A 25457-nucleotide genomic window follows, 5' to 3' on the forward strand; every position below is an offset into this window, starting at 1 on the left:
GCCGCATGCGCGCGGGTGGGCGCAACGCCGTCCACACGAGCAACGCTCGGCAGCAACGTGTCGTATGAAGTCTGAGCGCGATGTCGCCCTGTCCGGCCGTAAAGCGCGGATCGCCTTGCCTCATCCCAAAGACTGCGCGTTCACAGAAACATAAAATATCCGTGCTCAAACAGCAGAATGGATGAGCAGAGAAAAACGCCGCGCCGGCGCGTGCTGAAAGCTGCAACGATCGAGTTCGGCGGCGGCACCATCGATTGCAAAGTAAGGAACATCTCGGAAGCCGGCGCGGCGCTGGATGTCGTCTCGCCACTATCCATCCCCGAGTGCTTCACACTCTATGTCCCAACCGATCAGATCAAGCGGCGCAGCCGCGTGATCTGGCGAAAGGAACAACGGATCGGCGTCTCGTTCGAATGAGCAAGGCGGTTGAGCGGGTCGACCGCAACCGCCCCTCGATGCGCCGGCTCGCAAATCGAGGCCGCTCCCAAATGGAAGCGGCCCCGAGGGCGATCAGAACGACACGGTCAGACGCGTGTTGAACGAGCGGCCCATGCCGGGCACGCCGTACCCCCAAATCGGCGACGATCCACCCATCATCGAGGCCGCGCGGTAGTCGACGAGGTCGGCTCCGCCGAGCGGCAGGGTGTAGAACTTGTCGAACACATTATCGACGCCGACGTCGAGCCGCACGTTCTCCCACCGATAGCCGGTGCGCAGGTTGAGCAGCGCGTAGGCAGAGGTCGTGGTCTCGTTGCGCACTTCGCTCACCTGCGTCTTGGCGCCGACCAATTGCAGCTCGATGCCGTTGACCCAGCCGCCGAACTCGTGGTCGAGCCCGAGCTTCGCGTTGACCGGCATCACGCGATACAAATTGATCCCGTCGGTGCGCTGGCCGTGTACGTAAGCGAACTGCCCGCGCAGCACGCCGCGGCCATAGGCTGCATTGTCCCATGCCGTCAGCCGGCCATCCAGATTGACGCCGTAGAGTTCGGCGTCGTGGTTGGCGAATTGCAGGAACACGAAGGCGTTGGTCTTGGTCAAGTTCGCCGCATTGCAGGTCGAGGTGCCCGAGATAAAGCAGCGGTTCACGTCGATGTAGTCCTGCACGTAGCTGTAATACGGCGTGACCCTGACCTCCCACAACTTCTGCGCCGGATCGTGCCAAGCTGCGGTGAAGCTGACCGTGTGAGCCTTCTCAGGAGCAAGATCGACGTTCCCGACATAGCCGTTACCGTCGCCGAACCAGCCGATCATGTTCATTGCCATCGCGGTGTTCGACCAGGTGTAGCGCTCGTAGAGGTTCGGCGAGCGGGTCTTGCGGGCGAAGCCGAGTTCGAATTGGCTGATCGCGTTGGGTTCGTAGCGGATCAGCGCCGAGCCGTCGAAATTGACGTCGGTGCGGTCGCGGTCACGCCCGTTGAAGCGGGCCGCATCGGCTGCGTACATCGCGCTGTAGCCCTGGACGTTTCCGGTGCCCATCCACACCACGTCGTTACGCAGGCCGAACAGCGTCGTCCATTCCCGATTCCAGTGCCGCTCCCACTCGACGAAGGTGCCGAGCCGGGTACGACGGCCGTCGTTGATATTGATGAAGGTGTTGGGTGACATCATCATGCCGGAGCCCGGCACCGGATCCCACCAGTCGTCGAGCCGATACGCATGGGTCTCGTTGCCGATGCGGATCAGATCGTGGTCGGAGGCGATCACCGAGGCCTTGATATTGTAACCGAGGTCGGTGCCGCGGGTGTCCATCGGCATGTCCGCAACCTTATCGGGCGCGATGAAGCCCATGGTGTGCCGGATGCGGTGATAGAACGCCGATGTCTCCAGCTTGCCCCAATCGAACACGCCGTCATAACGTCCATTCACGAACATCGACCGGTTGGAAACCATGTCCATGTACTGGTTGGCGTAGCCCTGATACGGGATGAACTGCCCGCCAACCTGCAGCGTGAACAGGTTGCCGGCGCTCTGCCGCGAGATGCTGACGGCGTGGTTCTGCACTTCCCACAGCGTCGACTTCACGGTCATGCCGTTGCCGGCCTTGTAGTTGCCGGAACGAGCCCAGCCGCCAGTGTACGTGACGCTGGTGTCCTGATTGGCGATCGTCGCACGCGCATCGACTCCGTAGGCGTTGCCGTTGCTGCGATAGAAGCCGGAGACCGTCGCGGTGGTCAGCAGGCTCGGCCCGGTCGCAAACTGCGGCGGCGCGGTGGTGACGTCGATTTTGCCGCCGATGTAGTCGCCGCCGACGCTGACCGGCGCGACGCCGAGATAGGCGCGCATGCTGGCGATCATCTGCGGATTGACGAAGGACAGCGGCGGATTCATCTCGTTCGGGCACGCCGGGCTGATGAGCATCGAGTTGATCGCCACTTGCACACGATCGGCACCGACGCCGTTCAGCGCCGGGAGGCTGGAAACGCCGCCGGCGCCCCAAACTGCACCGCCCGGAATGTCGGTGATCAGCGCGGCGCTGTCGCTGGTGCCGAGGCTGCGCGTCACCGCAGCCGAGCCCGGCAGCGTCGTGGCCGAGGCGGACACCGGCTCAGACGATGGAGCGGCGGGCGGCGGGGACACCGCAGCATCGCGGATCGCCGGCCCGCGCTGCGGTGACGGCGTGGTGGCACGAACACGCGGTTTGGCGCGCGGCTTGGCGGGCTCGACCACGACGGTCGACAGAGTGCTCGCGGTTTGGGCCGAAGCCGGCGCCGACGAGAGCGAGACGGCCGAGAAAGCAACAGCCGCGAGTGGCAGCGACAGCAGCGAGGTGGACAGCAATGGCGACCGGCGCAAGCCGGCGGACAAGACGGATGACATAACGAAACTCACGGATGATCGAGCGCGCGCAGCACGTCACTGGCGCAGGACATCTGTCCCCGTGCGGCGCGACGAAGCGGACGCGACGGTGGCAGCAGCGAAACGGCAAGGCATCGCCGCCGCGCGAAAGACGCGCGATCAGCGACCGGTGCGGTTAAGCGAGGTCCGGAGGTCCGCGGGCGGAATGGGAGGAGACAGGGGCGCTGCGCGGCGCGGCTCGGGCGAGCGGCCAACGCTGAGTGAGCCAGGCCCAGGACAGGCACGGCGCCGCGGTGACGACCAGTGACGGCGGCGGCAGGCTGCACCCCAGAACGCAGGCGATGCACTTGAAGTGCACCACCACCCGATCCTGTGAGTCGGCCGGCGCTGAGGTGTCGATCGAATGACAGATGCCGGCGCTAGCGAGAACGTCGAGCGATCCGGCGCCGGCCGGCGGCGCCGCTGACAGAGCGATCTGCAGCAGCAGCGCCAGGGTGACCAGCCAACTGGTCGAGAGCCGAAGTGCGGCCGCAAGCCAACGTGTGCCGAGCGAACGGCTCGGACGACGCGCATGCGCGACCGACGCCTTCTCCTTCACTCCGCTCCGCGACGCCCTCGGCACACTCGTCCCCAACCTGTGCGCGACTAAGTAATCACAGCGCCGGAGGTGCAACAATACGGGGAGGTGACGCGAACCGACAGTTCATGACATTTGGAATAGATGTCACTTTTGGAACACAGTCGGCACAAGCGCACGCGCCCGGGACCGAGTCCGGGCGCATGCGTCGGATGGTGGAATCCGGCTCAAATCAAATGATCTGTCATGCCGCCCGCACCGTCTCCATGAAGCGGTCGACCTCGTCCTTCAGGCGGGTGCTGTCGCGCGACAGCGACTGCGCGGCGGACAGCACCTGCGACGAGGCCGAACCGGTCTCGGTCGCACCACGCTGCACGTCGGCGATGTTGGACGAAACCTCGTGGGTGCCGCGAGCCGCCTGCTGCACGTTGCGCGAGATCTCCTGCGTGGCCGCGCCCTGCTCTTCCACCGCTGACGCGATGGTCGAGGCGATCTCCGACATCCGTTCGATGGTGCCGCCGATCTCACGGATGGCGCCGACCGACTCCTGCGTCGCCGACTGCATGCTGCCGATCTGCGAGCTGATTTCGCCGGTCGCCTTGCCGGTCTGTTCGGCGAGCGCCTTGACCTCCGCGGCGACCACCGCGAAGCCGCGACCGGCGTCGCCGGCCCGCGCCGCTTCGATCGTGGCGTTGAGAGCGAGCAGATTGGTCTGGCCGGCGATGGTGTTGATCAGCTCGACGACGTCGCCGATCCGGTTCGCTGCCTGGGCCAGCGTACCGATCCGGTCGTTGGTCTTGCGGGCCTGCTCCACCGCCTCGTTGGCGATGCGCGCCGCCTCCTGCACCTGACGGCTGATCTCGTTGATCGACGAGGCCATCTCCTCGGTCGCCGACGCCACAGACTGCACATTGGCGGTGGCTTGCTCGGAGGCCGCCGCGACCGAGCCGGCGAGCTGCTGCGCGTGTTCGGCAGTCGTGGTCAGCGTGCCGGCCGAGGCTTCGAGTTCGGTCGAGGCCGAAGTCACGGTGTCGATGATCTCTCCGACCGCGCCTTCGAAGTGATCGGCGAGGCGCTGCATCTCTGCCTTGTGCTCGGCGGCGACGCGACGTTCGGCTTCCTCCTGCTCCGTCTTCAGGCGATCGCATTCGAGCGCGTTATTGCGGAACACTTCGACCGTGCATGCCATCAGTCCGATCTCATCGAGCCGTCCGGCTCCGACGATCTCGACATTGGTATTGCCGCCAGCGAGCTCCTTCATCACGCCGGACATCCCCACGATCGGCTTCGACACGGCGCGTCCGATCAGCCAGGCGAGCACCAGACCGATCGCCATCGCCCCAAGGGTGATGAACACGATCTGGTTCTGGGTCTGGCCGATCAGCGCCGCGGTTTGGCGACCGATCTGTTTCTGATCGACAATGCCGGACTGCTTGATCGCGGTCGCATCGCCCGAGAGCGACTCTGCGACCTTGATCATGGCCGCGATCGTCGTGTCGATCTCGTAGACGTCGCGTACCGACTGCACGAGGCCATCCGCATAGATCGCGAGGTCGACCTCGATCGCCGCGAGCTGCTTGTGCTCGGAGTCGCCTGACAGCACGGTCTTCATCGTCGCCAGAGTGGTGCGAAAATCGCCCATCGCCTTCTCTGCGTTGGCCTGGTCGGCCTTGTCGAACCGAACTCCCAGCACTTTGCTGGCGGCGAGCCGCAGCAGCAGGAACTGCTTCAGAGACTGTCCGACCAACAGCGCGTGCTCGCTGTTGCCATCGCCGCGCATGGTGGCGGCCTGCAGTTGCTCGAGCTGACCGACGATACGCTGCCCGACAGGTCCCAGCACCGTCAGCGACAACCTATTCTGGTCCTGGCGCACCTTCGTGAGACCTTCAAGCTGGGCCACGTAGGAATCGACTTTGCTACTCAGATCGACCATCGCCGCGCGCCGGTTCTCGGCTTGAATCTGCTGCAGAGCCTGCTTGATGTGATCCTGCAGTTCGGTGCTGCGCTTGCTGGCTTCGGCGATCAGATGGTCCTCGCCGGTGAGGCTGTATTCGCGCACGACCCGGCGGAAGGCGTTAAAGTCCTGCTCGACGTCACGCACAGCGCCGACTACGCCGACGCGCTGATCGAAATCCGTGAAGGCGACGCCGACTTTGCCGAAGCTGGAATAGTTCAGCACAGCCATCACCGCCATCAGCACCTGGACGGCCGCGAAGCCGATTGCGATTTTGACGCCGATCTTGCGGTTGGTGAAGAACGAAAATGGACCCGCAACTGTGGGCGGGACGGGCGACGAAGGGATACGCGACATGATCTCTTTCCCGATGAGTACGCTCGAAAGCGTGGCTGCACGCGGCGCATGAGAGGCGGCGCATAAGAGGGAAATCCGCAGCACGGCAATGCCGCGCACGTCGCCGCGAGTCCCCCCACTGAGATGTCATCTTGTGAACGGTTCCGGAACCGGACCGCACGCAACAGGTGCGCCGGAATTCGTTCCGATCCGTTAAATCTCGGCGGTACAATTCAGCGCTCATTGGCGCCAGTTTGCGCCGATCGCGGCATCGTGCATCGCGCGCACGGATTGATCGACCTCAACCGCCGTCACAAAACCGAAACAGCAGTTGAAGTTAGAACGGAGTGCGGGATCGCGGAGATTGCGCCGGGCGTGCCATGGCCACCCCGCCTCCTAGACGAAGGTCGCATCGACCCATCCTGTGGATGGCCGAACCAAAGCCAACCGACTCTTGCGTGCGTTAGCTCGCCTTGCGCAACAACGAGTAGCGCTGCTCGAGGCGCTCCGGATCGAGCGCATGCAGCCACACCGGCACGTCCTCGGGCACGATCGCCGGCGCGGGCTCGGCGATCACGCGCGGACGCGTCCCCGATTCGACCGGCTTTGCCGGCTCAGCGACTCGCACGGTCCGAGCCAGCGGAGGGCTTGGCGGTGACGCCGAGCCGTTGACCGGTTCGCCGTCGAAGTAGAAGGCGACGCGGGGGGCGACGTGCTTGTTGTGGCCGAGCCAGGACAGATCGACCGGCTGGTTGTCGAGCGTCGCTTCGCGGCGCAACAGATCGCGCCACGTCTCGACCGCTGCTTTGGCTTCCTGGACGTTCTCGAGAAATTCGCGTTCGCCGAAGAATCGGCGCCACCGGCCGCTTTCGAACAGTTCGGTCAGGTAGTCGAGCCGCTGTTCGGCGAGCACACACCAGCGCTCGACGAGTGCACGGCCGCGCTCGGCGTCGGTCTGTTCCATGGGCAGTCCGCCAGGAGAGGGAAAGGAACGCGACACAACTTACGAATCGACGAGCAGCTTAAGGACAATGTTGTTAACAAAAATTTACCATGTCCAGCGCAACGGTAATTTGAAACTGCGCGGCCTCGCCCAGAGCGGATGGAATGACTTGAATTCGGCGGCGCGCGCCCAGCTCGGGGCCGAGCCTGCCCTTAAAACGAAAGACCCGCCCGGGGGGACAACCGGGCGGGTCAAAAGCCATATCAGCGCAGGGGTGGATGGGCGCTCGCGCCGAATACGGCCTCGTTGGGGAGGTGGTCTCCGCTCCCACAACGATTGGTCAGCCGACAACGCCGGACGTTCAATCCAGTTGCGGAATTTTTTGCGGCTCGCGTCATGGTGAAGAGTGCCCCCGCTTGGACGCGGAAAACACCAATCGCGCCGAGGCTGTCCGTGGACGGCTTCGACGCGGATATCGTTGATCGGGCGGCCTCAGCCTTGTTTTTGGCGTGTTGCGTTCGAACGAGGCGATGCCCCGTTCGCTCGATTACGCTGTTTAAGGAGCGGACAGCACCACGTTGACGATCGGCTCCTTCTGCAGACGGGCGATCAGATCGTCCTGAGCCTGCTTCGACAGCGCGTGATTGCCGAACTGCAGCCGGAATACCCCGCCCCTCGAACTGTCAACGACGACCGCATCGTAGCGGTCGAGCAGCGCTGAGATTTCGGCGGCACGGGCGTCGGGCGAGAACTTGACCAGCGCGCGCGGAGCGGTCTGCGGCGTCAGGCTGCGCACCACCGGGCCGCCCGATCGTTCCGCCATCACCATCGGCGCAGCCGGCCTCGCGGCTTCGGCGGTGCGCTCTGGTGTCGCAGCGGCCGGCGGCGGTGCCGGCGTGGCATCGTTCTGCGGCTGATACGCGGCGGTCTGCACGGTGCCGGGGTGATGCCAAGCCAGCATCGCACCGATCAGGCCGGCCTGTAGCAACAGCGCGACGCCGGCCGCCGACGCCGACCAGGCCAGCGCTTTCGGCGACAAACCAGCAAAGAAACCGGCGAACCGCGCCCCTAGGCCGGGGCCACCAGCGGGCTGGCGGGCCGGCTCTGCATCGATCGCCGCGAACAGCTTGTGCATCGTCCGCGACGACGGCGCCCCCAGGCTTTCGTTCAGCTCGATGGTCGCAGCATATTCCTCGAGGATCACGGCATATTGCCGCGCCAGCTCCGGATCGCGGTCGAGCGCCTCGGCGACGCTGCGGGTGTCGCGCGCATCCAGCGTCCCGGCGGCGTACCACGGCAGCAACGCTTCGATATCGCCCGGCTCGCTGTGCTCGGGCATCGTCTTGCTCATCGCCATCATGGCCAGCCTCGCTGGACACCGGCCGCCAGCAGCAGGTCGGCGAGTTTCTTGCGCGCGTAGAACAGCCGGGTTTTCACGGTGTTCTCCGGAATTCCGACGATCTCGGCGACTTCTTGGACGGACTTCTCATGGTAGTACACCAGATCGACGATCTCTCGATGTTCGGGCGACAGCGACGTCAGACACTTCCGTAACGCCTCGCCCGTATCCTTCTTCTGCACTGCGATCTCGGGGTCGTCGGCAGGATCCTCGATTGCAGCGGCGGCCTCGTCGTCCAGTTCGGCGTCCTTACGGCGTCGCAGCGCTGACAGCGCCTTGAACCGCGTGATCGCCAATAGCCAAGTTGAAACGGCAGACCGCCCCTCGAACTTGCCGGCCTGACGCCAGACGTCGAGAAACACCTCGCTGATAAGATCTTCGGCGATCTGTTCGTTCCGAACCAACCTCAGTCCGAAACGGAAGACTTTGACGTGATGCCGGCCGTACAGAACCTGCATCGCCACCCGGTCCCCCTGGGCGATCCTGGCGATCAGGGCCTCGTCCGTGGCAGCCTGCTTGGTACTCACTGGCCATCTCTTGGCTTAGGTCGGCGCGGCCCGGCGGAAGGTTCGATAAACAAAAGCAAATTTTACATCCCCGGGATTGTCGGAGGGTCCAGATAGGTTGCGAAACGGAACAACCCGCTCGCCCGGATCAAGACGATCGTCAGCGCTTCGCCGGAACCGAGTCGGCGGCTCCAGACGGCGCGAGGTTAGCAAGCCACGACGCGATCTGCGCGACATATCCACATTTTCCATACCAACCGCCCCTACGTCGGACCGGGGGCCGGGGAGAAATTCGGCAGAATCAAACGTCTAGCGTGTACGCGCGGCAGTTGCGGCCCACCGGGCAGATACCAAAACGAAAGGCTTTTCCCCGTAGGTTCCCCGAGACAAACACTCGATCGGGCGGACGATGGGACCAACTGCTGCGATTCCGGGCACCTTGCCCGGTGCTCCAACCAGCGCAGAGGACACCCGAGTCTTTGCCGTCCGCGGCCGGCGCGTGCGGCAGCGCCGACGGATGCTGGACCTGATCGCCGTCAGCTTCATGATCGACGCCGCGATCCTGGTGATCTACGTCCAAGCCGGTACTATTCAACCGATCGTAGCCGTGGCCTTCGCCGTCTGCGGCGGCGTCCTGGGCAGCATCCTGTTCGCCCTGTCCGAATCCGGTTTCAACGACCGCTTCCCCGATCACTATCTGACGGTTCCGACCGCGATCGCCCATCTGGTGTTGATCGTTGGGTTCGCTGCTTGGGCGCCGCAGATCGGCGCGGTCTTGCTGTTCGAGCTGTTCGTCGTGTTCGGCTTCGCCGCGCTGCGCGCGGACCGGCGGCAGGCGCTGATCTGCTGGGGCGCTCTGCTGTCCGCCTTGACGGTGTTGTTCCTGCTCACCGACATGCCGATCAACCTGCCGGACCAGTCGCCGTTGGAGCGGTTCGCCACCCTGCTAGCGCTGGTGCTGACGGTGGGACGCTGCATGCTCATCGGTGCGTTCTCGAAGGCGATGCGGGATTCGCTGTACAAGCGCGGTATCCAGCTCCGTGAGGCGTATCAGCGGATCGAAGAACTGGCCGAGCTCGACGAGTTGACCGGATCCTACAATCGCCGCTGTATCATGCGGCATCTCGACAACGAGATCGAACGCGCGGCGCGGCACTGCGAGCCGTTGTCGCTGGCGCTGATCGATCTCGACTGGTTCAAACGGATCAACGACACCTTCGGCCATCCGATCGGCGACGAAGTGCTGCGCACCTTCGCAATAACGATCTTCGCCAACATCCGCAGCTTCGACCGGTTCGGCCGCTATGGCGGCGAAGAATTCCTCCTGCTGCTGCCCAACACCGACGAGCGCGAAGCGCGGCTGATCCTCGAGCGGCTGCGCATGATCGTCGCTGAGCTGGATTGGAGCGCGTTCTCGCCGAGCATGACGGTGACGCTGTCCGCCGGCGTGACCACGATGACCTTGCAGGAAACCGCCGAGTCCGTGCTGTCGCGTGCCGACCAGGCGCTTTACGAGGCCAAGCATGGCGGACGAAACAAGATTGCCTATGCCTGAAAGACTTAGGATCGACTTGAACTGACCACGAATTGACTGCGCCTGAAGAAGCAGGCGTCAGCCCGGACTCTAGGAAAGAGTAATGTTTTCGAGATCGAAGCGGCCCGCCCTCCGTCTCCTCGACGAATTGCAAGCCATGCTGGCCCACGGCACCGTGGCGCGCCGGGTCGAGACGTTGCGCCGTGTCACCGACCTGTTCCTCGGTGCCGTCGATTACAATGCAGAGCAGATCGAAGTATTCGACGACGTTTTCACCTGCCTGGTGCAGAACATTGAGACCAACGCCAAGGTGCTGCTGGCGCAGCGGCTCGCCCCGGTGCAGGCGCCGCCGCGGATCATCCGGCAGCTCGCCTTCGAAGACCGGATCGAAATCGCCGCTCCGGTGCTGTCACGCTCCGAGCAGCTCGACGACGCGACGCTGATCGCCAATGTACGCGCCAAGAGCCAGCAGCACATGATGGCGATCTCGACCCGTCGCACCCTCAGCGGCGCCGTGACCGACGTGCTGGTCGAACTCGGCGATCCAGCCGTGGTGCAGAGCACGGTGAAGAATCCGGGCGCCGAGTTTTCCGACAACGTCTACTGTACGCTGGCGAAGCGCGCCGAGCAGGACGACGACCTCGCCGAAGCGCTCGGCCAGCGCGCCATTCCCCGTGCGCAATATCTGAAGATGATCGCGATCGCTTCGGCGACGGTCCGCAGCAAGCTCGACGCCGCCAATCCGCAAGCCTCGGCCGACGTCGAGACGGCCGTGCGGGAGGCGAGCCGGCTGGCGCGCTCCGCCACCAGCGGCATCAGCCGGCAGACCAGCATCGCCCACGGCCTGGTCCGTTCGCTGTTCGAAGAAGGCCGTATCGACGCCGCCGAAGTGCACAACTTCGCCATCCAGCGCAAATTCGACGAAACCAATCAGGCGATCGCCTGCCTCGCCAACATCACGGTCGAAACCGCCGAAGCCATGATGGTGGAGTCGCGCGACGAGGGCGTATTGATCCTCGCCAAGATCTGCAACCTGACCTGGGACACGGTGCGCGAGATCATCTACATGCGAGACGAGATCAACGGAACCCGATCCCCCGATCTCGAGGAATGCCGCGAAACCTACGAGCGGCTGCGCCCTTCGACCGCCCAGCAGGTACTGCGCTTCCACCGCATGCAGCAGGCCGCCGCAGCGGCACCGTCGGCTGCCTGAGCAGCAGCCGGCGCTGCCGTCGCATCACCATCGCGCCTTGAAGCCCGCATAGACGGCGCGGCCGGTGCCCGGTTCGAACAGCGGTGAGTTGGCATTCGCCCTGTCGATGATGCTGGCGGAGGCGATGTACGTTTTGTTCAACAGATTGCGGCCTTCGATGTAGATCGAATACGGCCCGCCATTGTCGATGCCGGCCTTGAGGCCGAGCAGCGCATAAGGCTCGGTCTGTAGCGTATTGGCGCTGTCGACGTAGTAAGCCTGCGGCACCCATTCGACGTTCGGGCCCGCGTAGAACCCGTTCGGGTTCTTGTAGAGCAGCTCGGCGCGCAGATAGTGCCGCGGTGCGCCAGGCAGCAGATTGTTGCCGAACCGGGCGTCGCCGTCGAAGCGGAAGTCGTTCAGCGTGTAGGCCATGTTGAGCCACAGCCGGTCCGGCGCGCCGGCCCGCTCGAACAAATTCTTGAACAGCGTCACACCGAGACCGGCTTCGACGCCCTGGTGCAGGGTGCGATCGGCGTTGGTGACGTTGCAATTGCCGAACGCGCTGTACAGGCACAGCAATTCGTCCTTGATCTCGGCCCGGTACAGGCTGAGATCCCAGGTCACGTCGGGCCGCCGGCCGCGGGTGCCGATCTCGTAGGTCGTTGCGCGCTGCGGCCGGATGCTGGTGAACGGGATGAACGGAATCCCCGGCCCTGACGCGCTCTCGCCGAAGCTAGGCACCTCGGCGCTGCGCGAGACGTTGGCGAACGCCTGCCAACTCGGATCGATCTGCCAGAGCAACCCACCCTTCGGGCTCCACAGGTTGAACGTGGTCGAACCGGACTGATCGCCGTCCGACAGGAAACGATCCTGACGATCGCGGGTGGCGTGCAGAAATTGCGTGCCAGCGACTAGCGCGACGTTGGGCAGGACGTAGAACGAGTCCTCGATGTAGACGCTGGTGTTGGTCGACTTGTCGAGCGACGACGACGCCAGCGCGCCCTTCTGCCCGGCGACGTTGACATACTGCTTGTTATCGAGACGACCGTTCAGCAGGTTGACCCCAGCGACCAGGCGGTTGCGATAGCCGCCGATGATGCGGTCGTCCGTGACTTTGGCGAAACCGCCATAGTCCTGATAGCGATAATCCAGCCACTGGAAGATCGGATGCATCAGGTGGCGGTCGACGCCGAACGCGCCGAAATCGACCACCGTGTTGTCGAACCGGATCGTGGTCTTGTTGGCGAGCCGCACGGTGTCGATGTTGCGCTGCTGATCGAGCGCGACGTTGTTCGCCGCCGCGGTCTGCGGCGCGTTCAGTGCAACGTCCTTGGTGACCGTGCCGGGAATCCGCTGCCGGACATGATTGGCGTTGAGATAGAACCGGGTCTCGATATCCGGGGTGATCTGGTAGCCTATATTGGCGCTGAGGCGATGGGCCTCGCCGTCGCTGTGATTGCGGAAACCCTCGGCGGCCTGGGTCGAGGCGGTGACGTAGCCGTCCCACGCGCCGTTGACACCGCCGGCATTGGCCTGCAGCCGGCGGAATCCGAACGCGCCGGCATCCACCGCGACGCCGTTGGGGAACGGATCGCGCCCCGTCTTGGTGACGAAATTGATCGCGCCGCCGAGCGAATTGGCACCGTACTGCAGCGCGTTGGCGCCCTTGTAGACCGCGACGTAGTTGTAGGCGGTCGGGTCGATCTCCTGAAAGTCTCCGTAACCGTCCGCGGTGTTGATCGGAATCCCGTCCATATAAAGCTGCACGCCGCGCAGATGGAAATTGCGCGACAGGCTGGAGCCGCGGATCGACAGCCGCGTGTCGTCGCCCCATTTCGGCTGCGCGAACACGCCGGGCACGTAGTCGAGAATGTCCTTGATGGTATTGGCCACGGTCGAGTTACGATAGGCGTTGGCCGGCACCAGCGCGACACCGCCCGGCGTCTGCTGGATATCGGCGAGCGCCTGCTGCACCGTGAGCACGGTCAGTGCCGGTCCGCGGGCGACCTCGTTGCCGGCCGGCGCGGACGACGGCTGCATGGCAGGCACGGTGCTACGCACCGCGCGGGTCGACCGCGAAGCTGCGCGCGGCTTCTGACGAGCCGGCGCGGGGCGCGCGGCCTGATCCGGCGCCTGTACGGTGACCGGCGGCAGGTTGCTATCGGACCGGCTTTCCGCCGTGGCGGGGACGACGACGAGACAAGTGGAGACGAGCGCGGTGGCTTGCGCGAGCACACGGCTGCGCGACCGCGGACATGCGGATGACATCAGAGAACTCCGGCAACAGATCGGACGATGAGGTAGACGCGCGCAACGGCGCGCGATCGTCAGATCAGAGCCGGCGGGCCACGCGGCTGGTAATCGAGCGAAGGCTCGAGCGCGACGAACAACGCCGCGCGGGGCGTCTCGTAACGAATGCTGAACGCGATCCGGATCGCCAGCGCCGGAGGCAGCGGTGGCGGAGTCGCGCTGACATGCTGGCCGAGGCACAGCGGGCAACGGATCGGAATGGCTTTGGCCGGCTGGCCGGCATCGTCGGGACCGCTATCGGCGTCGGTGACGGCGAAGCAGAACTCGTGGCCGGTGAGAAGTTGCACGGGCGATTGGCTGGCGAGCAGCGCACTGGCGAGAACGACATTGAGCACGAGCGCGTAGGCGGCGATCCACGCCGCCACCAACGCCCTCGCCCGCCGTCGTGAAAATCCGCTCATCCAGCACCCCTGGGTGTTTTGCTACCACAGGCACAAGGCGAGTCAAATTCATTCGCAATCAGTTACATCCCGGAGCTGCGCCGGACGCTGCCTCAATAGCGCAATACTCGCGGCCCGAGCAGCGCGCCGATGGCGGCAACGATCGCGGTCGCCAGCGTGTACCAGGTAGCCACGAACAGCGGAGAATCGTCGACGCAATGCGCTGCGTACAGCGTGCCGGCTAGACCGGCCGACAGCATCCCGGCAACCGCTCCGACCAGCGCCGGACGCGACGGTGCGCCGCGCCGCAGCCCGAGCAGCGCCGCACCGAGGATCGGCAACGACAGCACCGGAATCGTGCCGAGGCAGAGCATCGAATTGTGCCCGAGCAGCCGCGTCATCGCCGAGGTGCGATGCGGCAGCATCGCCTCGGCACCGATCGCCAGGCCGAGAATCGCCAGCGGCGCCAGCAGCAACAGCCGCCAGCCTCTGGCGGTCGCCTCGGGGCGCGACAGATGCAGTGCGACGATGATCGCCGACAGCGACAGCGCCAGCGTCACCACGAATTTCAGATCGAAGAACGGATTGTGCATCGCCTTGGATAGATCAGGGCGCAGCCCGAGCGTCGACAGCAGCAGCGCCGCCGATACCGGCAACGCCACCAGCAGCGAGGCCGCCAGCACCTGCCCCACCGGCCGGTCGCGGCCGGCGCCGTCGGCAGCGAGGGCTTGGATCAGGCGATCGGTTTCCATGGTCACACCGTTCTCAGTTTAGCGGCGAGTGCCGAAAGGCCGCGATGCAGCGCCACCCGCACAGCGCCCTCGCTCATCGACAGCTTCGCCGCGGTGTCCTTGATCGAGGCGCTGTCCACCGCGATCGATTGCAGCACCTCGCGCTGCCTCGCCGGCAACGCATCGAGATGCTTCGTCACCTCGCTCGCCGGCAGCGTCTCACGCGGCGGTTCGCTCGGCAGGGTCTCGGCGAAATCATCGATGTCGACGAACACCCGACGACCGCGGCGACGCAGCGTGTCGATCAGCTTGTTACGCGCGATCGCCAGCAACCAGGGTGCAAACGGCGCGCTGGTGTCCCAGGTGTGCCGCTTCAGGTGCACGGCGAGCAGAATCTCCTGCACGATGTCCTCGGCCTGATCGACGGGCTGTCCGGCTCGCGCGAGCCCACGACGCGCTCCTGCGCGCAGCACCGGCGTGACACTTTCCAGCAGGCGCCGATAAGCGATGCTGTCGCCGGCATTGGCCGACAGCATCAGCTCGGTCCATTCGTCGTCACGTCCGCGCACGCACGCTCCCGCAAGACAGTTCGGCTCCGACAGCCGTTCGTTACGCTTTCCAGACGGTCACGCTATCGTGACCGGAGCGGAAGGCACAGCGCAGCCGGGCGAACTCATAGCATTGTTCGGCGAGCGCCAACCATCCTCCCCATAGCTGCCAAGATGTTGCCTCGGATCAGCAACGATTCCTCATGGTTTGGCCGCGCTGACGCCACCCCGTCGCGCTTTGTGGCCGCCGGGCTGGCAAATGGGGAGAATGTCATGGACATCAAAGCCAGCGGGCGCTCGGCTCTGGTCATTGCAGCAGGATTGACGATTGGGTTGTGGTGCGTCGCGCCAGCAACTCCGAGCCTGGCGGCGCCGCAGACGGCCGCCAGCGACAGCGGCAGCGCCGCCAAACCGGCGCCGAAAAAGAAGATCGTCAAGCACCGCGCAAAGCCGGCCAAGGCCAAGCACTCTGCGGCCAAGCCCGTCATCAAATCACCGATCGACGAAGACCGCGCCGCCAACACCCTGCAGACCGAACCCAAGCCGCTCGCCGACGCCAGCGGCGCGCTGCCGGCCTCGATCGCCAACGCCAACGCCGAAGCCAGCCCAGCGGAGGTCGCCGGCTCCCAGACCGGCGCAGCGGCCGAAGCGGCCAAGCAGGCCGAGGCTCCCTCCGCCGCGCCGAGCCCACCCGAGGTGATCGCCGCCGATCAGGTCAACGACCTCGACCGCGCCGCGACCGACGCGCCGCAAATGCAGGCCCAGGTTCAGCCGCAGCAGCCCGCGGCCAGCGAAGCCGTCGCGGTGGCGCAATCCCAACCGCAAGCGCAAGCCACCAACCACGACGACGCCTGGGACAAGGCATCCTTGATCGGCAAGATCTTTATTGCCGCCGGCGGCCTTCTCACCCTCGCCTCCGCAGCGCGGATGTTCATGGCCTGACGGGGCGAACGCCCACCCCTTGAAGCCGCGAACGGCAGCGGGCAGATTGCCCGCGGCCGCGGTCGGCCTTCCCGGGGACATGCATCATGAGCACATTCGAATTCATCATTGTCGAGCGTCAGAACGCGGTCGGCATCATCAAGCTCAACCGCCCGAAGATGCTGAATGCGCTGTCGTTCGGCGTGTTCCGGGAGATCGGCGCCGCAGTCGAAGATCTCGAGGCCGACGACGCGATCGGATGCATCCTGATCACCGGCAGCGAGAAGGCGTTCGCCGCCGGTGCCGACATCAAGGAGATGCAGCCGAAGGGCTTCATCGACATGTTCAACGAGGATTTCACCTCGATCGGCGGTGACCGTCTGGCGCGCTGCCGCAAGCCGACCGTCGCAGCGGTCGCCGGCTACGCGCTCGGCGGCGGCTGCGAGCTGGCGATGATGTGCGACATCATTATCGCCGCCGACACCGCGAAGTTCGGCCAGCCCGAGATCACCCTCGGCACGATTCCGGGTATTGGCGGCACGCAGCGTCTGACCCGCGCGGTCGGCAAGTACAAGGCGATGGATCTGTGCTTGACCGGACGGATGATGGACGCCCAGGAAGCCGAGCGCTCCGGCCTCGTCAGCCGTATCGTGCCTGCCGACAAGCTGATGGAAGAAGCGGTCGCAGCGGCCGAGAAGATCGCAACGATGTCGCGCCCCACCGCGGCGATGGCCAAGAGCGCGGTGAACCGTGCGCTGGAAACCCCGCTGACCGAAGGCCTCGCGATCGAGCGCGACCTGTTCCGCTCAACCTTCGCACTGGAAGACCGCGCCGAGGGCATGGCGGCGTTCATCGAGAAGCGCAAGCCGAACAATCAGAACCGCTGACAACACGCTGACGGATTACGGCAAACACGATCTCAAAGGCGCGTGAGACCACGCGCCCGATCGTCGCAGCGTTGCCTCATCACAACACCTCGGCAGGCAACCGCCGCCTATCCCGCCCACTGATTGCCTCGCGCTGCACTGCGTTCTACAAACGCGCAGGCATCGAGGGGCGGATGCCCAGGAGGACGCGGGACCGCATGGCTTGGTGGACGAGACTCGTTGGCAGCGCTCAGCGCGCACATCGTTCGGCGTGGACCCTGGGGGTTACCGCCGCGATCGGCGTCGCGGCGGCCGGACCGGTATCGGCCGAAGGACTGTCCGACGCACTGGTCAAGGCGTACCAGTCCAATCCGCAACTGATCGCCGAGCGCGCCCGCCAGCGCGCCACCGATGAAAACGTCCCGCAAGCTCTCGCGGGCTACCGGCCACAGCTTATGGCGTCGCTCGGTGCGGGTCTGCAGCAGGTTCGCAACCTGCTCCCCAGCAACACTTTTCAAAGCGATACGCTGAAGCCGTGGACGATCGGCGTGACCGTCACGCAGACTCTGTTCAACGGCTTCCGCACCGCCAACAGCGTGCGCCTCGCCGAACTGCAGGTGAAATCGGGCCGCGAAGCGCTGCGCAATGTCGGCCAGGGCGTGCTGCTCGATGCAGTGACGGCTTACACCAACGTGCTCGCCAATCAGGCGCTGGTCGCGGCGCAGAAGGCCAATATCGACTTTCTCAGCCAGACCCTCGACATCACCAAGAAGCGCCTGAACGCCGGTGACGTCACCCCGACCGATACCGCTCAGGCCGAGGCGCGGCTCAGCCGTGGCCGCGCCGATCTCAACGCCGCGGAGGTCAATCTCGCCATCAGTCAGGCGACCTATGCGGCAGTGATCGGCAGTGCACCGGGCAAGCTCAGCCCGGCGTCCCCGGTCGACCGGCTGCTGCCACGGAGCCGTGAGGACGCGATTGCTCTGGCTACGAAGGGCAATCCCGCGGTCCTGGCGGCGAGCTACGACGTCGACGCCGCCACCACCACGATCAAGGTCGCCGAAGGGTCGCTGCTGCCGACCGTGACTCTGCAGGGCAGCGCCAGCCGCAGCCGCCAGGCGGATTCGACGCTCGGCACCTACGGCACTGATCAGGCCTCAGTGATCGGCCAGATCAACGCGCCGATCTACGACGGCGGCACTGCGGCCTCGCAGACCCGGCAATCCAAGGAACTCGCCGCGCAGAGCCGGTCGGTGCTCGATCTGGTACGCAACCAGTCTCGCACCGCGGCAATCGGCGCCTGGGTGTCGAACGAGGGTGCCAAGATCGCCGTCAGCGCCGCAGAATCCGAAGTCCGTGCCGCCGAAATCGCGCTGCAGGGCGTCGGCCGCGAAGCCCAGGGCGGCCAACGCACCACCGTCGACGTGCTCAACTCGCAGCAGGACGTGATCCAGGCACGAGCTCGGCTAATCGGCGCACAGCGCGACCGCGTCGTCGCCTCCTACACCCTGCTCAGCGCGATCGGCCGGCTCGACGTCCAGTCCCTCGGCCTGAACACGCCGGACTATCTGCCGGAAGTGCACTACCATCAGGTCCGCGACGCCTGGCACGGCCTGCGCACCCCGTCGGGACAGTGAAGATCGATTCTCGTCCCGGCCGCGACGAGTGGCCGACAAACGCTCTGTGACACTGCCTGATTGGAAAGGCCGAACGTCCGGCGCCGCGCCGAACGGCCGACACCGCACAGCGCTTCAACACGCCTTGAACTGATCGCCGCGGAATGCGCTGAGATTCGGATAGCCGGTCCGGTGCGCCCAGCTCCGGTGCGCCGAAACCTCAGCTTTCCGATGGCAGCGCCAGCACCGGCGCGCGGTGGTCGCGCGGCGGAATCGCCGGGCTGCCGGTCGCAGTTCGCACCGCAGCGCTGTCGCCGAGCGCGCGCCCCGTCGCGAGGCTGATGAAGTGCTGTTGCGAGCACGCCAGACAGAACACCTGCTCGTAGGTCGACCGCTCCCCGCCGACCACTTCGTCGGCGATCCAGGTCTGAGTCATCAGACCGTTCTGAGGACATCGGTAAACCAGGAGCCTAGCCATGGTTGAATGGTGCCACGACTTCGCCCGACCTCCTTGACTCAGGTCAAGCTGCGGCTGCGATGTATCGACGCGACCCGACGTCACCGCACCGTCACAAAGTAACAAACCAAGTTAGCGCCTGTTTTCAACACGATCTCGCCATAAACTCGCCCGACCTCGCGCAACTACCAGGCCGAGTCGCAGCAAGGCGATTAGTTGGCGCGGCGCCGGGAGAAATACGAGATCAGCACCGGCAGCGTGATCAGAATCACCCCCGGCGCCATCATCATGCCGGTGACGACCACGGTCGCGAGCGGCTTCTGCACCTGCGAGCCGATGCCACTCGACATCGCCGCCGGCAACAGGCCGACACCGGCGATTACGCAGGTCATCAACACCGGTCGGAGTTGCAGCTCCCCGGTGCGGATCACCGCCCGGACCCGATCAAGGCCCTGGTCGATGAGCTGATTGTACTGCGACAGGATGATGATGCCATCCATCACCGCAATGCCGAACAGCGCGATGAAGCCAATCGCCGCCGAGACGCTGAATGGGATGCCGCTGATCAACAACCCCATCACGCCGCCGAAGATCGCCATCGGGATCACGCTCATCGCCAGCAGCGTGTCGATCAGCGAACCGAAATTGAAGAACAGCAGCACGCCGATCAACGCGAGGCTGATCGGAACCACGATCGACAGCCGCTTGATCGCGTCCTGCAGATTGCCGAATTCGCCGACCCATTCCATGCGCGAGCCCGGCGGCAACTGCACCTGCGCGGCGACTTTTTCCTGCGCCTCGCGGATCGCGCTGCCGAGATCGCGCCCGCGCACCGAGAACTTGATCGGCAGATAACGTTCCTGATCCTCGCGATAGATGTAGGCGGCGCCGGACACCAATTGGATGTCGGCGAGCTCGCTGAGCGGGATCTGGGTTATGCCGTTCGGGCCCTGCACACCGATCCGCAAATTGTGGATCGCTTCGGCACTCTTCCGATATTCGGGCGCCAGACGGACGATGATCGGGAAGTGCCGGTCGCTGCCGGGCTCGTACAGATCGCCGGCGCTGTCGCCACCGATCGCCACCCGGATGGTGGCGTTGATGTCGCCGGGCGTCAGCCCGTAGCGCGCCGCGCGCGCCCGATTGACGTCGATCTGAATCGTCGGCTGGCCGAGCGAGGTGAACACCGCCAGATCCTTCACGCCATCCACCGTCGCCAGCACCGCCTTGATCTGGTTGGCCGTCTCGGTGAGCGCCTTGAGATCGTTGCCGTACAGCTTGATCGAGTTCTCACCCTTCACGCCGGACACCGCTTCGGAGACGTTGTCCTGCAGATATTGCGAGAAGTTGAACTCGACGCCGGGGAATTTCGCCTGCAGTTGCTTCAACATCCGCGCGGTGAGTTCATCCTTGTCATGACTGCCCGGCCACTGCGAGGCGGGCTTCAGCGGCGCAAAGAACTCGGCATTGAAGAAGCCAGCCGCGTCGGTGCCGTCGTCGGGGCGGCCGTGCTGCGACACCACCGACTCGACTTCCGGGAAGCTGGCGATCAGCTTGCGCATCTGGTTGACGTAGCCGTTGCCCTCGGTGAGCGAGATCGTCGGCGGCAGTGTCGCGCGGATCCAGAGATTGCCCTCCTCCAGCTTGGGCAGGAATTCGAGCCCGAGGAAGCGGGTGGCGATCACCGTGGTCAGCACCAGCCCGACCGCGCCGGCCATCACCAGCGGCCGGTTCTTCACCGCCCAGCCGAGCCACGGCATGTACAGCTTGTGCAGCATCCGCATCAGCCAGGTCTCGGTCTCCTTGACGTGATGCGGCAGGATGATGGCGCTCAGCGCCGGGGTCACCGTGAAGGTCGCCAGCAGGCCGCCGGCCAGCGCATAGGCGTAGGTCCGCGCCATCGGGCCGAAGATGTTGCCCTCGACGCCGGACAACGTGAACAGCGGCAGGAACGCCGCGATAATGATCGCTGCGGCGAAGAAAATCGAACGCGACACGTCGGCGGCGGCCGAGCGGATCGCGTGCTTCTTCATCCCCATGATGGTGTCGGCGGAGATCTCTTTGCTCTCCTCGGGCGACAGAACCGTGGAGTGCGACAGCCGTCTGAAGATCGCCTCGACCATGATCACGGTGGCGTCGACAATCAGACCGAAATCGATCGCGCCGACCGACAGCAGGTTGGCGGACTCGCCGCGCAGCACCAGGATGATCACCGCGAAGAACAGCGCGAACGGAATCGTCGCGCCGACGATCAGAGCGCTGCGCAGATCGCCGAGGAAGACCCATTGCAGCAGCACGATCAGCAGGATGCCGACCACCATGTTGTGCAGCACGGTGTGGGTGGTGGTGTCGATCAAATCCTTGCGGTCGTAGATCCGCTCGATCCGCACGCCGGGCGGCAGCACGCCGGAGGCGTTGATCTTGGCGACCGCCTGCTCTACCCGCGCGATCGTCGGCGAGCTCTGCTCGCCGCGCCGCATCAGCACGATGCCCTGGACGATGTCGTCGTCGTTGTTGATGCCGGCGATGCCGAGCCGCGGCTTCTCGCCGACGCTGACCTTGGCGACGTCCTTGACCAGCACCGGATTGCCGCCATTTGAGGAAATCATGGTGTTGGACAGATCGTCGATCGAGCGGATCAAGCCGACGCCGCGCACCACTGCGGACTGCGCGCCGATGTCGACGGTGTTGCCGCCGACGTTGATGTTGGAATTGGAGACCGCCTGCAGCACCTGCGGCAGCGTCAGGCCGTAGGCGATCAGCTTGTTGAAATCGACCTGGACCTCATAGGTCTTGGTCTTGCCGCCCCAGCCGGTGACGTCGATCACGCCGGGCACGGCGCGGAAGCGGCGCTGCAGCACCCAGTCCTGCAGCGTCTTCAGATCGAGCACGCTGTAACCGGGCGGACCGACCAGCCGATAGCGGAAGATCTCACCGATCGGGCTGAGCGGCGAAATGCCAGGCTGGGCGTTGCCTGGCAGCGGCGGCAGTTGCGACAGCCGGTTGAGCACCTGCTGCAGCGCCTGCTCGTAGGTGTAGTCGAACGAGAACTGCAGTTTGACGTCGGACAGGCCGTACAGCGAGATCGTCCGGATCGTCTTCAGGTTCTTGATGCCGGAGACCTGGGTTTCGATCGGGATGGTGATGTAGCGCTCGATTTCTTCGGCCGAGAGCCCTGGGCTCTGGGTGACGATGTCGACCATCGGCGGGGTCGGATCGGGATAGGCTTCGATATTGAGATGTTCGAACGCCGCCACGCCGCCGGCGAGTACCAGCACGAACAGGGCGAGCATCAGGAAACGGCGGTTGACCGCGAATTCGACGAGGCGGCCCATGGACCGGACCTTTCAAGGGAGGCCGAGGCTGCGAAATGCGGGTCCGGCGGGTGTGTCGATCATCGGCGCGGGCGGTTCCAACGAACGGTGCGACGACGGGCAGAAGGCAGGCACGCCGGCGGAAGAGCCGCGCGGCGCAGGACGTCGGAGCGCGGCTTACCCGGTCGCGGCGCGATCGATGAACAGGCTGCCCTTGGTGACGACTTTTTCGCCCGGCCGCAGATTGCCGATCACCTCGACGAGGTTACCGGCCGACAGGCCGGGTTTCACGGTGCGCAGCTCGATCGAGCGGTCGTCGTGGGCGACCCACACCCGCACCTGATCGCCTTCATAGATCAGCGCCTGGCGCGGCACGCCGACGGCCGGATGATCTGACGGCGAGAAGATCGTGACATTGGCGAACATTTCCGGCTTCAGCAGACCGCCGGGATTATCGATGGTGGCGCGCACCGTCAGCCGGCGGCTGGTCGGATCGATCGCGGCGGCAACGTAGTCGATCCGGCCGGTCAGCGTGCGGCCGGGCAGCGCCAGCACCTTGAAGCTGACGTCCTGGCCTTCTTCGACGTCGGCAGCTTCGCTCTCGCGCACGAAAGCAGTGAGCCACACCGTCGACAGATCGCCGATCATGTAGACCGGGTCGCTGGCGCCGGCGTTGACGTATTGGCCCGGACCGACCTTGCGCTGCACCACAGTGCCGGCGATCGGCGCCGCGATGGTGGTCTCCGGGTTGATGTTGCCCTTGTCCTGGAACGCCGAGATCGCGGCCTCGCTGAGGCCGAGAATCCGCAGCCGGTTGCGCGCGGCTTCGAGGGCTGTGGTAGCCGACTGGAAATCGTTCTGTGCGGTGATCAGCGTCGCCTGCGCCTGCTGATAATCCTTTAGCGGCACCGCCTTGCCCTCGAACAGATCGCGGGCGCGCTTGTCCTGGAGCTGCGCCAGTTCGAGCTGCGACTTGGCCTTGTTCAGCGCGGTCGAGGCGGTGATGAAATCGTTCTGTGCTTGCACCGTGTCCGGCGCCTCGATGGTGAACAGCGGCTGGCCCTTGGCGACGTGGTCGCCGGGGCGCGCGAGCAGCTTGGTCACCCGGCCCGCATAGGGCGAGAACACCGGCGTGGCGCGGTCCTCGTCGATCGCGATCTTGCCTTCGGTGACGTGCTCGGCGCGGAAGCTGCGGTCGCTCACCGGCTCGATCGTGAGGCTGGCCCATTCGGCCGGCGTCGGGGTGTAGCGATCGGCGCTACGCCGCGACTGGCTGGAAATCTCGGTGTGGCCGCGGTCGGCCTGTTTGGCCTGATACAGCTCGTAGCCGCCGATGGCGGCGCCCGCAGCGACGCAAACGGCTGCGATCAGCCATGTGCTGCGACGATTCAGAGTTCGAAGAAATTGTTCGCGCATGCCTACCCTGACCCCGGCTTGATCGCCGCGTTGCCTCCCTGACGGCTGATAGTGCCCGAATCGTGGCCAGCGCAAAGTGAAAACGGCAAAACTGCGCTTAGCACCGATCGATGACACCTGCGCGTCAGCCGTCCGCCGAGGCGCGCGCCCCTGTGCGGAGCCTTTAAGAGTCCCATCCTGAACGGCACATTAACCGCAGGAACCGCGGTGCGGATCGCTCAGCCACGCGCCGGCCAGACTGCCGGATCGGTCCCCAGCGGCACGGCCGGGCGCGTCCACGCGGCCGGCGTCGCGCTCAGCTCCGCCGCATGGCGCACCGCACGCAACGTGCCGAAGCCGGAGCCGGTGACATCGAGATACGGCGCCGCCGCCTCCGGGCTGATATCGGGCGTGGCCAGACCGTGCGGCAGCCGCCCCATCTCCCACAGCCATTTGCCGGTTCGCGCAAGCGACACCTGGACGTGCCAACTACCGCCCTCGCGCGCCTGGCGAGCCTTCGCGATCATCGCACCGAACGCCATCAGATAGCCGGTGGCGTGGTCGAGAATCTGCATCGGCAATTCCTTCGGCCCGGTGATGCCGGCTGCCTGCCCCTCGGCATGGTTGAAGCCGGTGGCGCATTGCACCAAGGAGTCGAAACCGCGCCGCTCCGCCCAGGGGCCGGAGCGTCCGTAGGCGGATAGCGAGACGTAAACGATACCCGGATTGATCGCGGCAGCCTGCTCCGGCGAGAAGCCGAGCGACGCGAGCGCATGCGGGCGATAGCCCTGGCTGAAGATATCGGCCTCGGCGAGCAGCGCGCGGAAGGCAGCGTGGCCGTCTTGCGTGGTGAGATCGGCGAAGCTCGACAGCTTGCCGCGGCCGGTGTCGATCACCAGCCACGGAATCGACGGCAGCTTCGGACTTGATACCAGCATCACGTCGGCACCATGCGCCGCCAGGGTGCGGCCGGCCACGGGGCCGGCGATCACCCGCGACAGGTCGAGCACGCGCAGGCCTGCGAGCGGCCGATTGCCCGCGGGCCACGGCTTCGGCGCCGCGTCGCCAATCTTGCTGATCTCCACCAGCGGCAACGCATCGAGCACCGCGGCCTGCGGCAGCGTCTGCCATTCCTCGCGCGAGCGCATCAGCGCCACCACGCCGCCGGCCGCATAAGCAGCGCTCTCGAACGCTTCGCCCTCCCACTGCAGCAGCGCGGCCTGCACCGCGTCGCGAACCGGCTCGCAGGCCAGCCCCCTGCAGACCGCATCACGATGATGCGGAAAGTTGGTGTGCAGCCGGACATAGCGGCCGCCCTTCACCTGATACACGCCGGCGAGCGGATCCCAAGCGGGCGGCGGCGGCTCGTCGTTCCTGCGCAAATAGCGTTCGGAGCGGCACTCGATCGCGGCGTGGCGCATGTCGACGCTGACGCCCTGCACCTGCCCGCTCCGCATCGCCCAGATCTCGGCCGCCGCCAACCCGCTCGCCGCGATCGCCACCTGCGCCGCAGCGTCGACGCGAAACGACGACGGCAACTGCGGCTCGTCGCCAATCAGCGTCACGCGCTCCAGCGCGGCGGGGTCGGCGCCGACGGAGGTCCAGAGATCAGCAAGCAGGTCGCGGGGAGTTTGCATGGCGTGTAGTTCCTCGAAGTGTTGTTATTCGCCTGATGG

Annotated in this window: 20 protein-coding genes; 6 read left to right on the plus strand and 14 right to left on the minus strand. The window is 65.4% G+C overall.

From position 1 onward, the window contains the following. Positions 1-177 precede the first annotated feature (177 nt). Complete coding sequence (locus tag M9H71_RS16715) at positions 178-417, plus strand: PilZ domain-containing protein (protein ID WP_164602879.1); 240 nt, start codon at positions 178-180, stop codon at positions 415-417. Positions 418-510: 93 nt separating this feature from the next. On the opposite strand, the gene M9H71_RS16720 is transcribed toward M9H71_RS16715, so the two are convergent. The 6 genes from M9H71_RS16720 to M9H71_RS16745 form a co-directional block, all read right to left on the minus strand. Beyond that, positions 511-2820, minus strand: a complete 2310-nt coding sequence (locus M9H71_RS16720) for a TonB-dependent receptor (protein WP_455406085.1) — start codon at positions 2818-2820, stop codon at positions 511-513. Positions 2821-2974: 154 nt separating this feature from the next. Next, a complete protein-coding gene (locus M9H71_RS16725; protein WP_455406086.1) occupies positions 2975-3397 on the minus strand; it encodes a hypothetical protein in 423 nt (140 codons plus the stop codon). A 223-nt stretch (positions 3398-3620) separates the two neighbouring features. Next, on the minus strand, positions 3621-5687 hold the full coding sequence (locus M9H71_RS16730) for a methyl-accepting chemotaxis protein (RefSeq protein WP_455406087.1): 2067 nt from the start codon (positions 5685-5687) through the stop codon (positions 3621-3623). 442 nt (positions 5688-6129) lie between these two features. Next, positions 6130-6630 carry a TIGR03809 family protein gene (locus M9H71_RS16735; RefSeq protein WP_455406088.1) on the minus strand — a complete coding sequence of 167 codons (501 nt, stop codon included), beginning with the start codon at positions 6628-6630 and terminating at the stop codon, positions 6130-6132. Positions 6631-7165: 535 nt separating this feature from the next. Continuing rightward, complete coding sequence (locus tag M9H71_RS16740; RefSeq protein ID WP_455406089.1) at positions 7166-7969, minus strand: hypothetical protein; 804 nt, start codon at positions 7967-7969, stop codon at positions 7166-7168. Continuing rightward, a complete protein-coding gene (locus tag M9H71_RS16745; protein WP_455406090.1) occupies positions 7966-8535 on the minus strand; it encodes a sigma-70 family RNA polymerase sigma factor in 570 nt (189 codons plus the stop codon). Before M9H71_RS16745 ends, M9H71_RS16740 begins: the two co-directional genes overlap by 4 nt. Positions 8536-8923: 388 nt before the next feature. Between M9H71_RS16745 and M9H71_RS16750 the strand changes: the two genes are divergently transcribed. Then, positions 8924-10069, plus strand: coding sequence for a GGDEF domain-containing protein (locus M9H71_RS16750; RefSeq protein ID WP_455406091.1), 1146 nt, complete (start codon positions 8924-8926; stop codon positions 10067-10069). Positions 10070-10151: 82 nt separating this feature from the next. Further along, a complete protein-coding gene (locus M9H71_RS16755) occupies positions 10152-11261 on the plus strand; it encodes a DUF2336 domain-containing protein (RefSeq protein ID WP_455406092.1) in 1110 nt (369 codons plus the stop codon). Positions 11262-11285: 24 nt separating this feature from the next. On the opposite strand, the gene M9H71_RS16760 is transcribed toward M9H71_RS16755, so the two are convergent. The 4 genes from M9H71_RS16760 to M9H71_RS16775 form a co-directional block, all read right to left on the minus strand. Then, on the minus strand, positions 11286-13511 hold the full coding sequence (locus M9H71_RS16760; RefSeq protein ID WP_455406093.1) for a TonB-dependent receptor domain-containing protein: 2226 nt from the start codon (positions 13509-13511) through the stop codon (positions 11286-11288). Positions 13512-13570: 59 nt separating this feature from the next. Continuing rightward, the gene (locus tag M9H71_RS16765) at positions 13571-13954 is read right to left on the minus strand and encodes a DUF2946 family protein (protein WP_455406094.1); all 384 of its coding nucleotides are present in this window, start codon (positions 13952-13954) and stop codon (positions 13571-13573) included. Between the two features lie 92 nt (positions 13955-14046). Further along, positions 14047-14685 carry an NrsF family protein gene (locus tag M9H71_RS16770; protein ID WP_455406095.1) on the minus strand — a complete coding sequence of 213 codons (639 nt, stop codon included), beginning with the start codon at positions 14683-14685 and terminating at the stop codon, positions 14047-14049. Positions 14686-14687: 2 nt separating this feature from the next. After that, positions 14688-15233 carry a sigma-70 family RNA polymerase sigma factor gene (locus tag M9H71_RS16775; protein ID WP_455406096.1) on the minus strand — a complete coding sequence of 182 codons (546 nt, stop codon included), beginning with the start codon at positions 15231-15233 and terminating at the stop codon, positions 14688-14690. Positions 15234-15485: 252 nt separating this feature from the next. Here M9H71_RS16775 and M9H71_RS16780 point away from each other — a divergent pair, with 252 nt between their 5' ends. From M9H71_RS16780 to M9H71_RS16790, 3 genes are all read left to right on the plus strand, one after another. Next, the gene (locus tag M9H71_RS16780; RefSeq protein WP_455406097.1) at positions 15486-16154 is read left to right on the plus strand and encodes a hypothetical protein; all 669 of its coding nucleotides are present in this window, start codon (positions 15486-15488) and stop codon (positions 16152-16154) included. Between the two features lie 86 nt (positions 16155-16240). Next, on the plus strand, positions 16241-17020 hold the full coding sequence (locus M9H71_RS16785; protein WP_455406098.1) for an enoyl-CoA hydratase: 780 nt from the start codon (positions 16241-16243) through the stop codon (positions 17018-17020). A gap of 197 nt (positions 17021-17217) precedes the next feature. After that, a complete protein-coding gene (locus M9H71_RS16790; RefSeq protein WP_455406099.1) occupies positions 17218-18636 on the plus strand; it encodes a TolC family outer membrane protein in 1419 nt (472 codons plus the stop codon). A 199-nt stretch (positions 18637-18835) separates the two neighbouring features. Here M9H71_RS16790 and M9H71_RS16795 read toward each other — a convergent pair whose 3' ends face one another. The 4 genes from M9H71_RS16795 to M9H71_RS16810 all read right to left on the minus strand — a co-directional run bounded on the left by M9H71_RS16795 (position 18836) and on the right by M9H71_RS16810 (position 25418). After that, positions 18836-19051 (minus strand): hypothetical protein, encoded by a 216-nt coding sequence (locus tag M9H71_RS16795; RefSeq protein ID WP_455406100.1) that lies wholly within the window; start codon positions 19049-19051, stop codon positions 18836-18838. A gap of 233 nt (positions 19052-19284) precedes the next feature. Continuing rightward, positions 19285-22407 carry an efflux RND transporter permease subunit gene (locus M9H71_RS16800; RefSeq protein WP_455406101.1) on the minus strand — a complete coding sequence of 1041 codons (3123 nt, stop codon included), beginning with the start codon at positions 22405-22407 and terminating at the stop codon, positions 19285-19287. Positions 22408-22563: 156 nt separating this feature from the next. Further along, positions 22564-23802: an efflux RND transporter periplasmic adaptor subunit gene (locus tag M9H71_RS16805; RefSeq protein WP_455406102.1), complete on the minus strand. Its 1239-nt coding sequence runs from the start codon at positions 23800-23802 to the stop codon at positions 22564-22566. 218 nt (positions 23803-24020) lie between these two features. Further along, on the minus strand, positions 24021-25418 hold the full coding sequence (locus tag M9H71_RS16810) for a CoA transferase (RefSeq protein ID WP_455406103.1): 1398 nt from the start codon (positions 25416-25418) through the stop codon (positions 24021-24023). Between the last annotated feature and the right edge of the window lie 39 nt (positions 25419-25457).

Source organism: Rhodopseudomonas parapalustris (assembly GCF_053772255.1).

What these genes read in the sequence shown, in the direction of transcription:
- M9H71_RS16800 (WP_455406101.1), bottom strand. Translation starts at nt 22,407, where the DNA reads ATGGGCCGCCTCGTCGAATTCGCGGTCAACCGCCGTTTCCTGATGCTC.
- M9H71_RS16790 (WP_455406099.1), top strand. Translation starts at nt 17,218, where the DNA reads ATGGCTTGGTGGACGAGACTCGTTGGCAGCGCTCAGCGCGCACATCGT.
- M9H71_RS16750 (WP_455406091.1), top strand. Translation starts at nt 8,924, where the DNA reads ATGGGACCAACTGCTGCGATTCCGGGCACCTTGCCCGGTGCTCCAACC.
- M9H71_RS16760 (WP_455406093.1), bottom strand. Translation starts at nt 13,511, where the DNA reads ATGTCATCCGCATGTCCGCGGTCGCGCAGCCGTGTGCTCGCGCAAGCC.
- M9H71_RS16795 (WP_455406100.1), bottom strand. Translation starts at nt 19,051, where the DNA reads ATGACTCAGACCTGGATCGCCGACGAAGTGGTCGGCGGGGAGCGGTCG.
- M9H71_RS16785 (WP_455406098.1), top strand. Translation starts at nt 16,241, where the DNA reads ATGAGCACATTCGAATTCATCATTGTCGAGCGTCAGAACGCGGTCGGC.
- M9H71_RS16730 (WP_455406087.1), bottom strand. Translation starts at nt 5,687, where the DNA reads ATGTCGCGTATCCCTTCGTCGCCCGTCCCGCCCACAGTTGCGGGTCCA.
- M9H71_RS16765 (WP_455406094.1), bottom strand. Translation starts at nt 13,954, where the DNA reads ATGAGCGGATTTTCACGACGGCGGGCGAGGGCGTTGGTGGCGGCGTGG.
- M9H71_RS16735 (WP_455406088.1), bottom strand. Translation starts at nt 6,630, where the DNA reads ATGGAACAGACCGACGCCGAGCGCGGCCGTGCACTCGTCGAGCGCTGG.
- M9H71_RS16720 (WP_455406085.1), bottom strand. Translation starts at nt 2,820, where the DNA reads ATGTCATCCGTCTTGTCCGCCGGCTTGCGCCGGTCGCCATTGCTGTCC.
- M9H71_RS16805 (WP_455406102.1), bottom strand. Translation starts at nt 23,802, where the DNA reads ATGCGCGAACAATTTCTTCGAACTCTGAATCGTCGCAGCACATGGCTG.
- M9H71_RS16810 (WP_455406103.1), bottom strand. Translation starts at nt 25,418, where the DNA reads ATGCAAACTCCCCGCGACCTGCTTGCTGATCTCTGGACCTCCGTCGGC.
- M9H71_RS16780 (WP_455406097.1), top strand. Translation starts at nt 15,486, where the DNA reads ATGGACATCAAAGCCAGCGGGCGCTCGGCTCTGGTCATTGCAGCAGGA.
- M9H71_RS16715 (WP_164602879.1), top strand. Translation starts at nt 178, where the DNA reads ATGGATGAGCAGAGAAAAACGCCGCGCCGGCGCGTGCTGAAAGCTGCA.
- M9H71_RS16770 (WP_455406095.1), bottom strand. Translation starts at nt 14,685, where the DNA reads ATGGAAACCGATCGCCTGATCCAAGCCCTCGCTGCCGACGGCGCCGGC.
- M9H71_RS16755 (WP_455406092.1), top strand. Translation starts at nt 10,152, where the DNA reads ATGTTTTCGAGATCGAAGCGGCCCGCCCTCCGTCTCCTCGACGAATTG.
- M9H71_RS16740 (WP_455406089.1), bottom strand. Translation starts at nt 7,969, where the DNA reads ATGATGGCGATGAGCAAGACGATGCCCGAGCACAGCGAGCCGGGCGAT.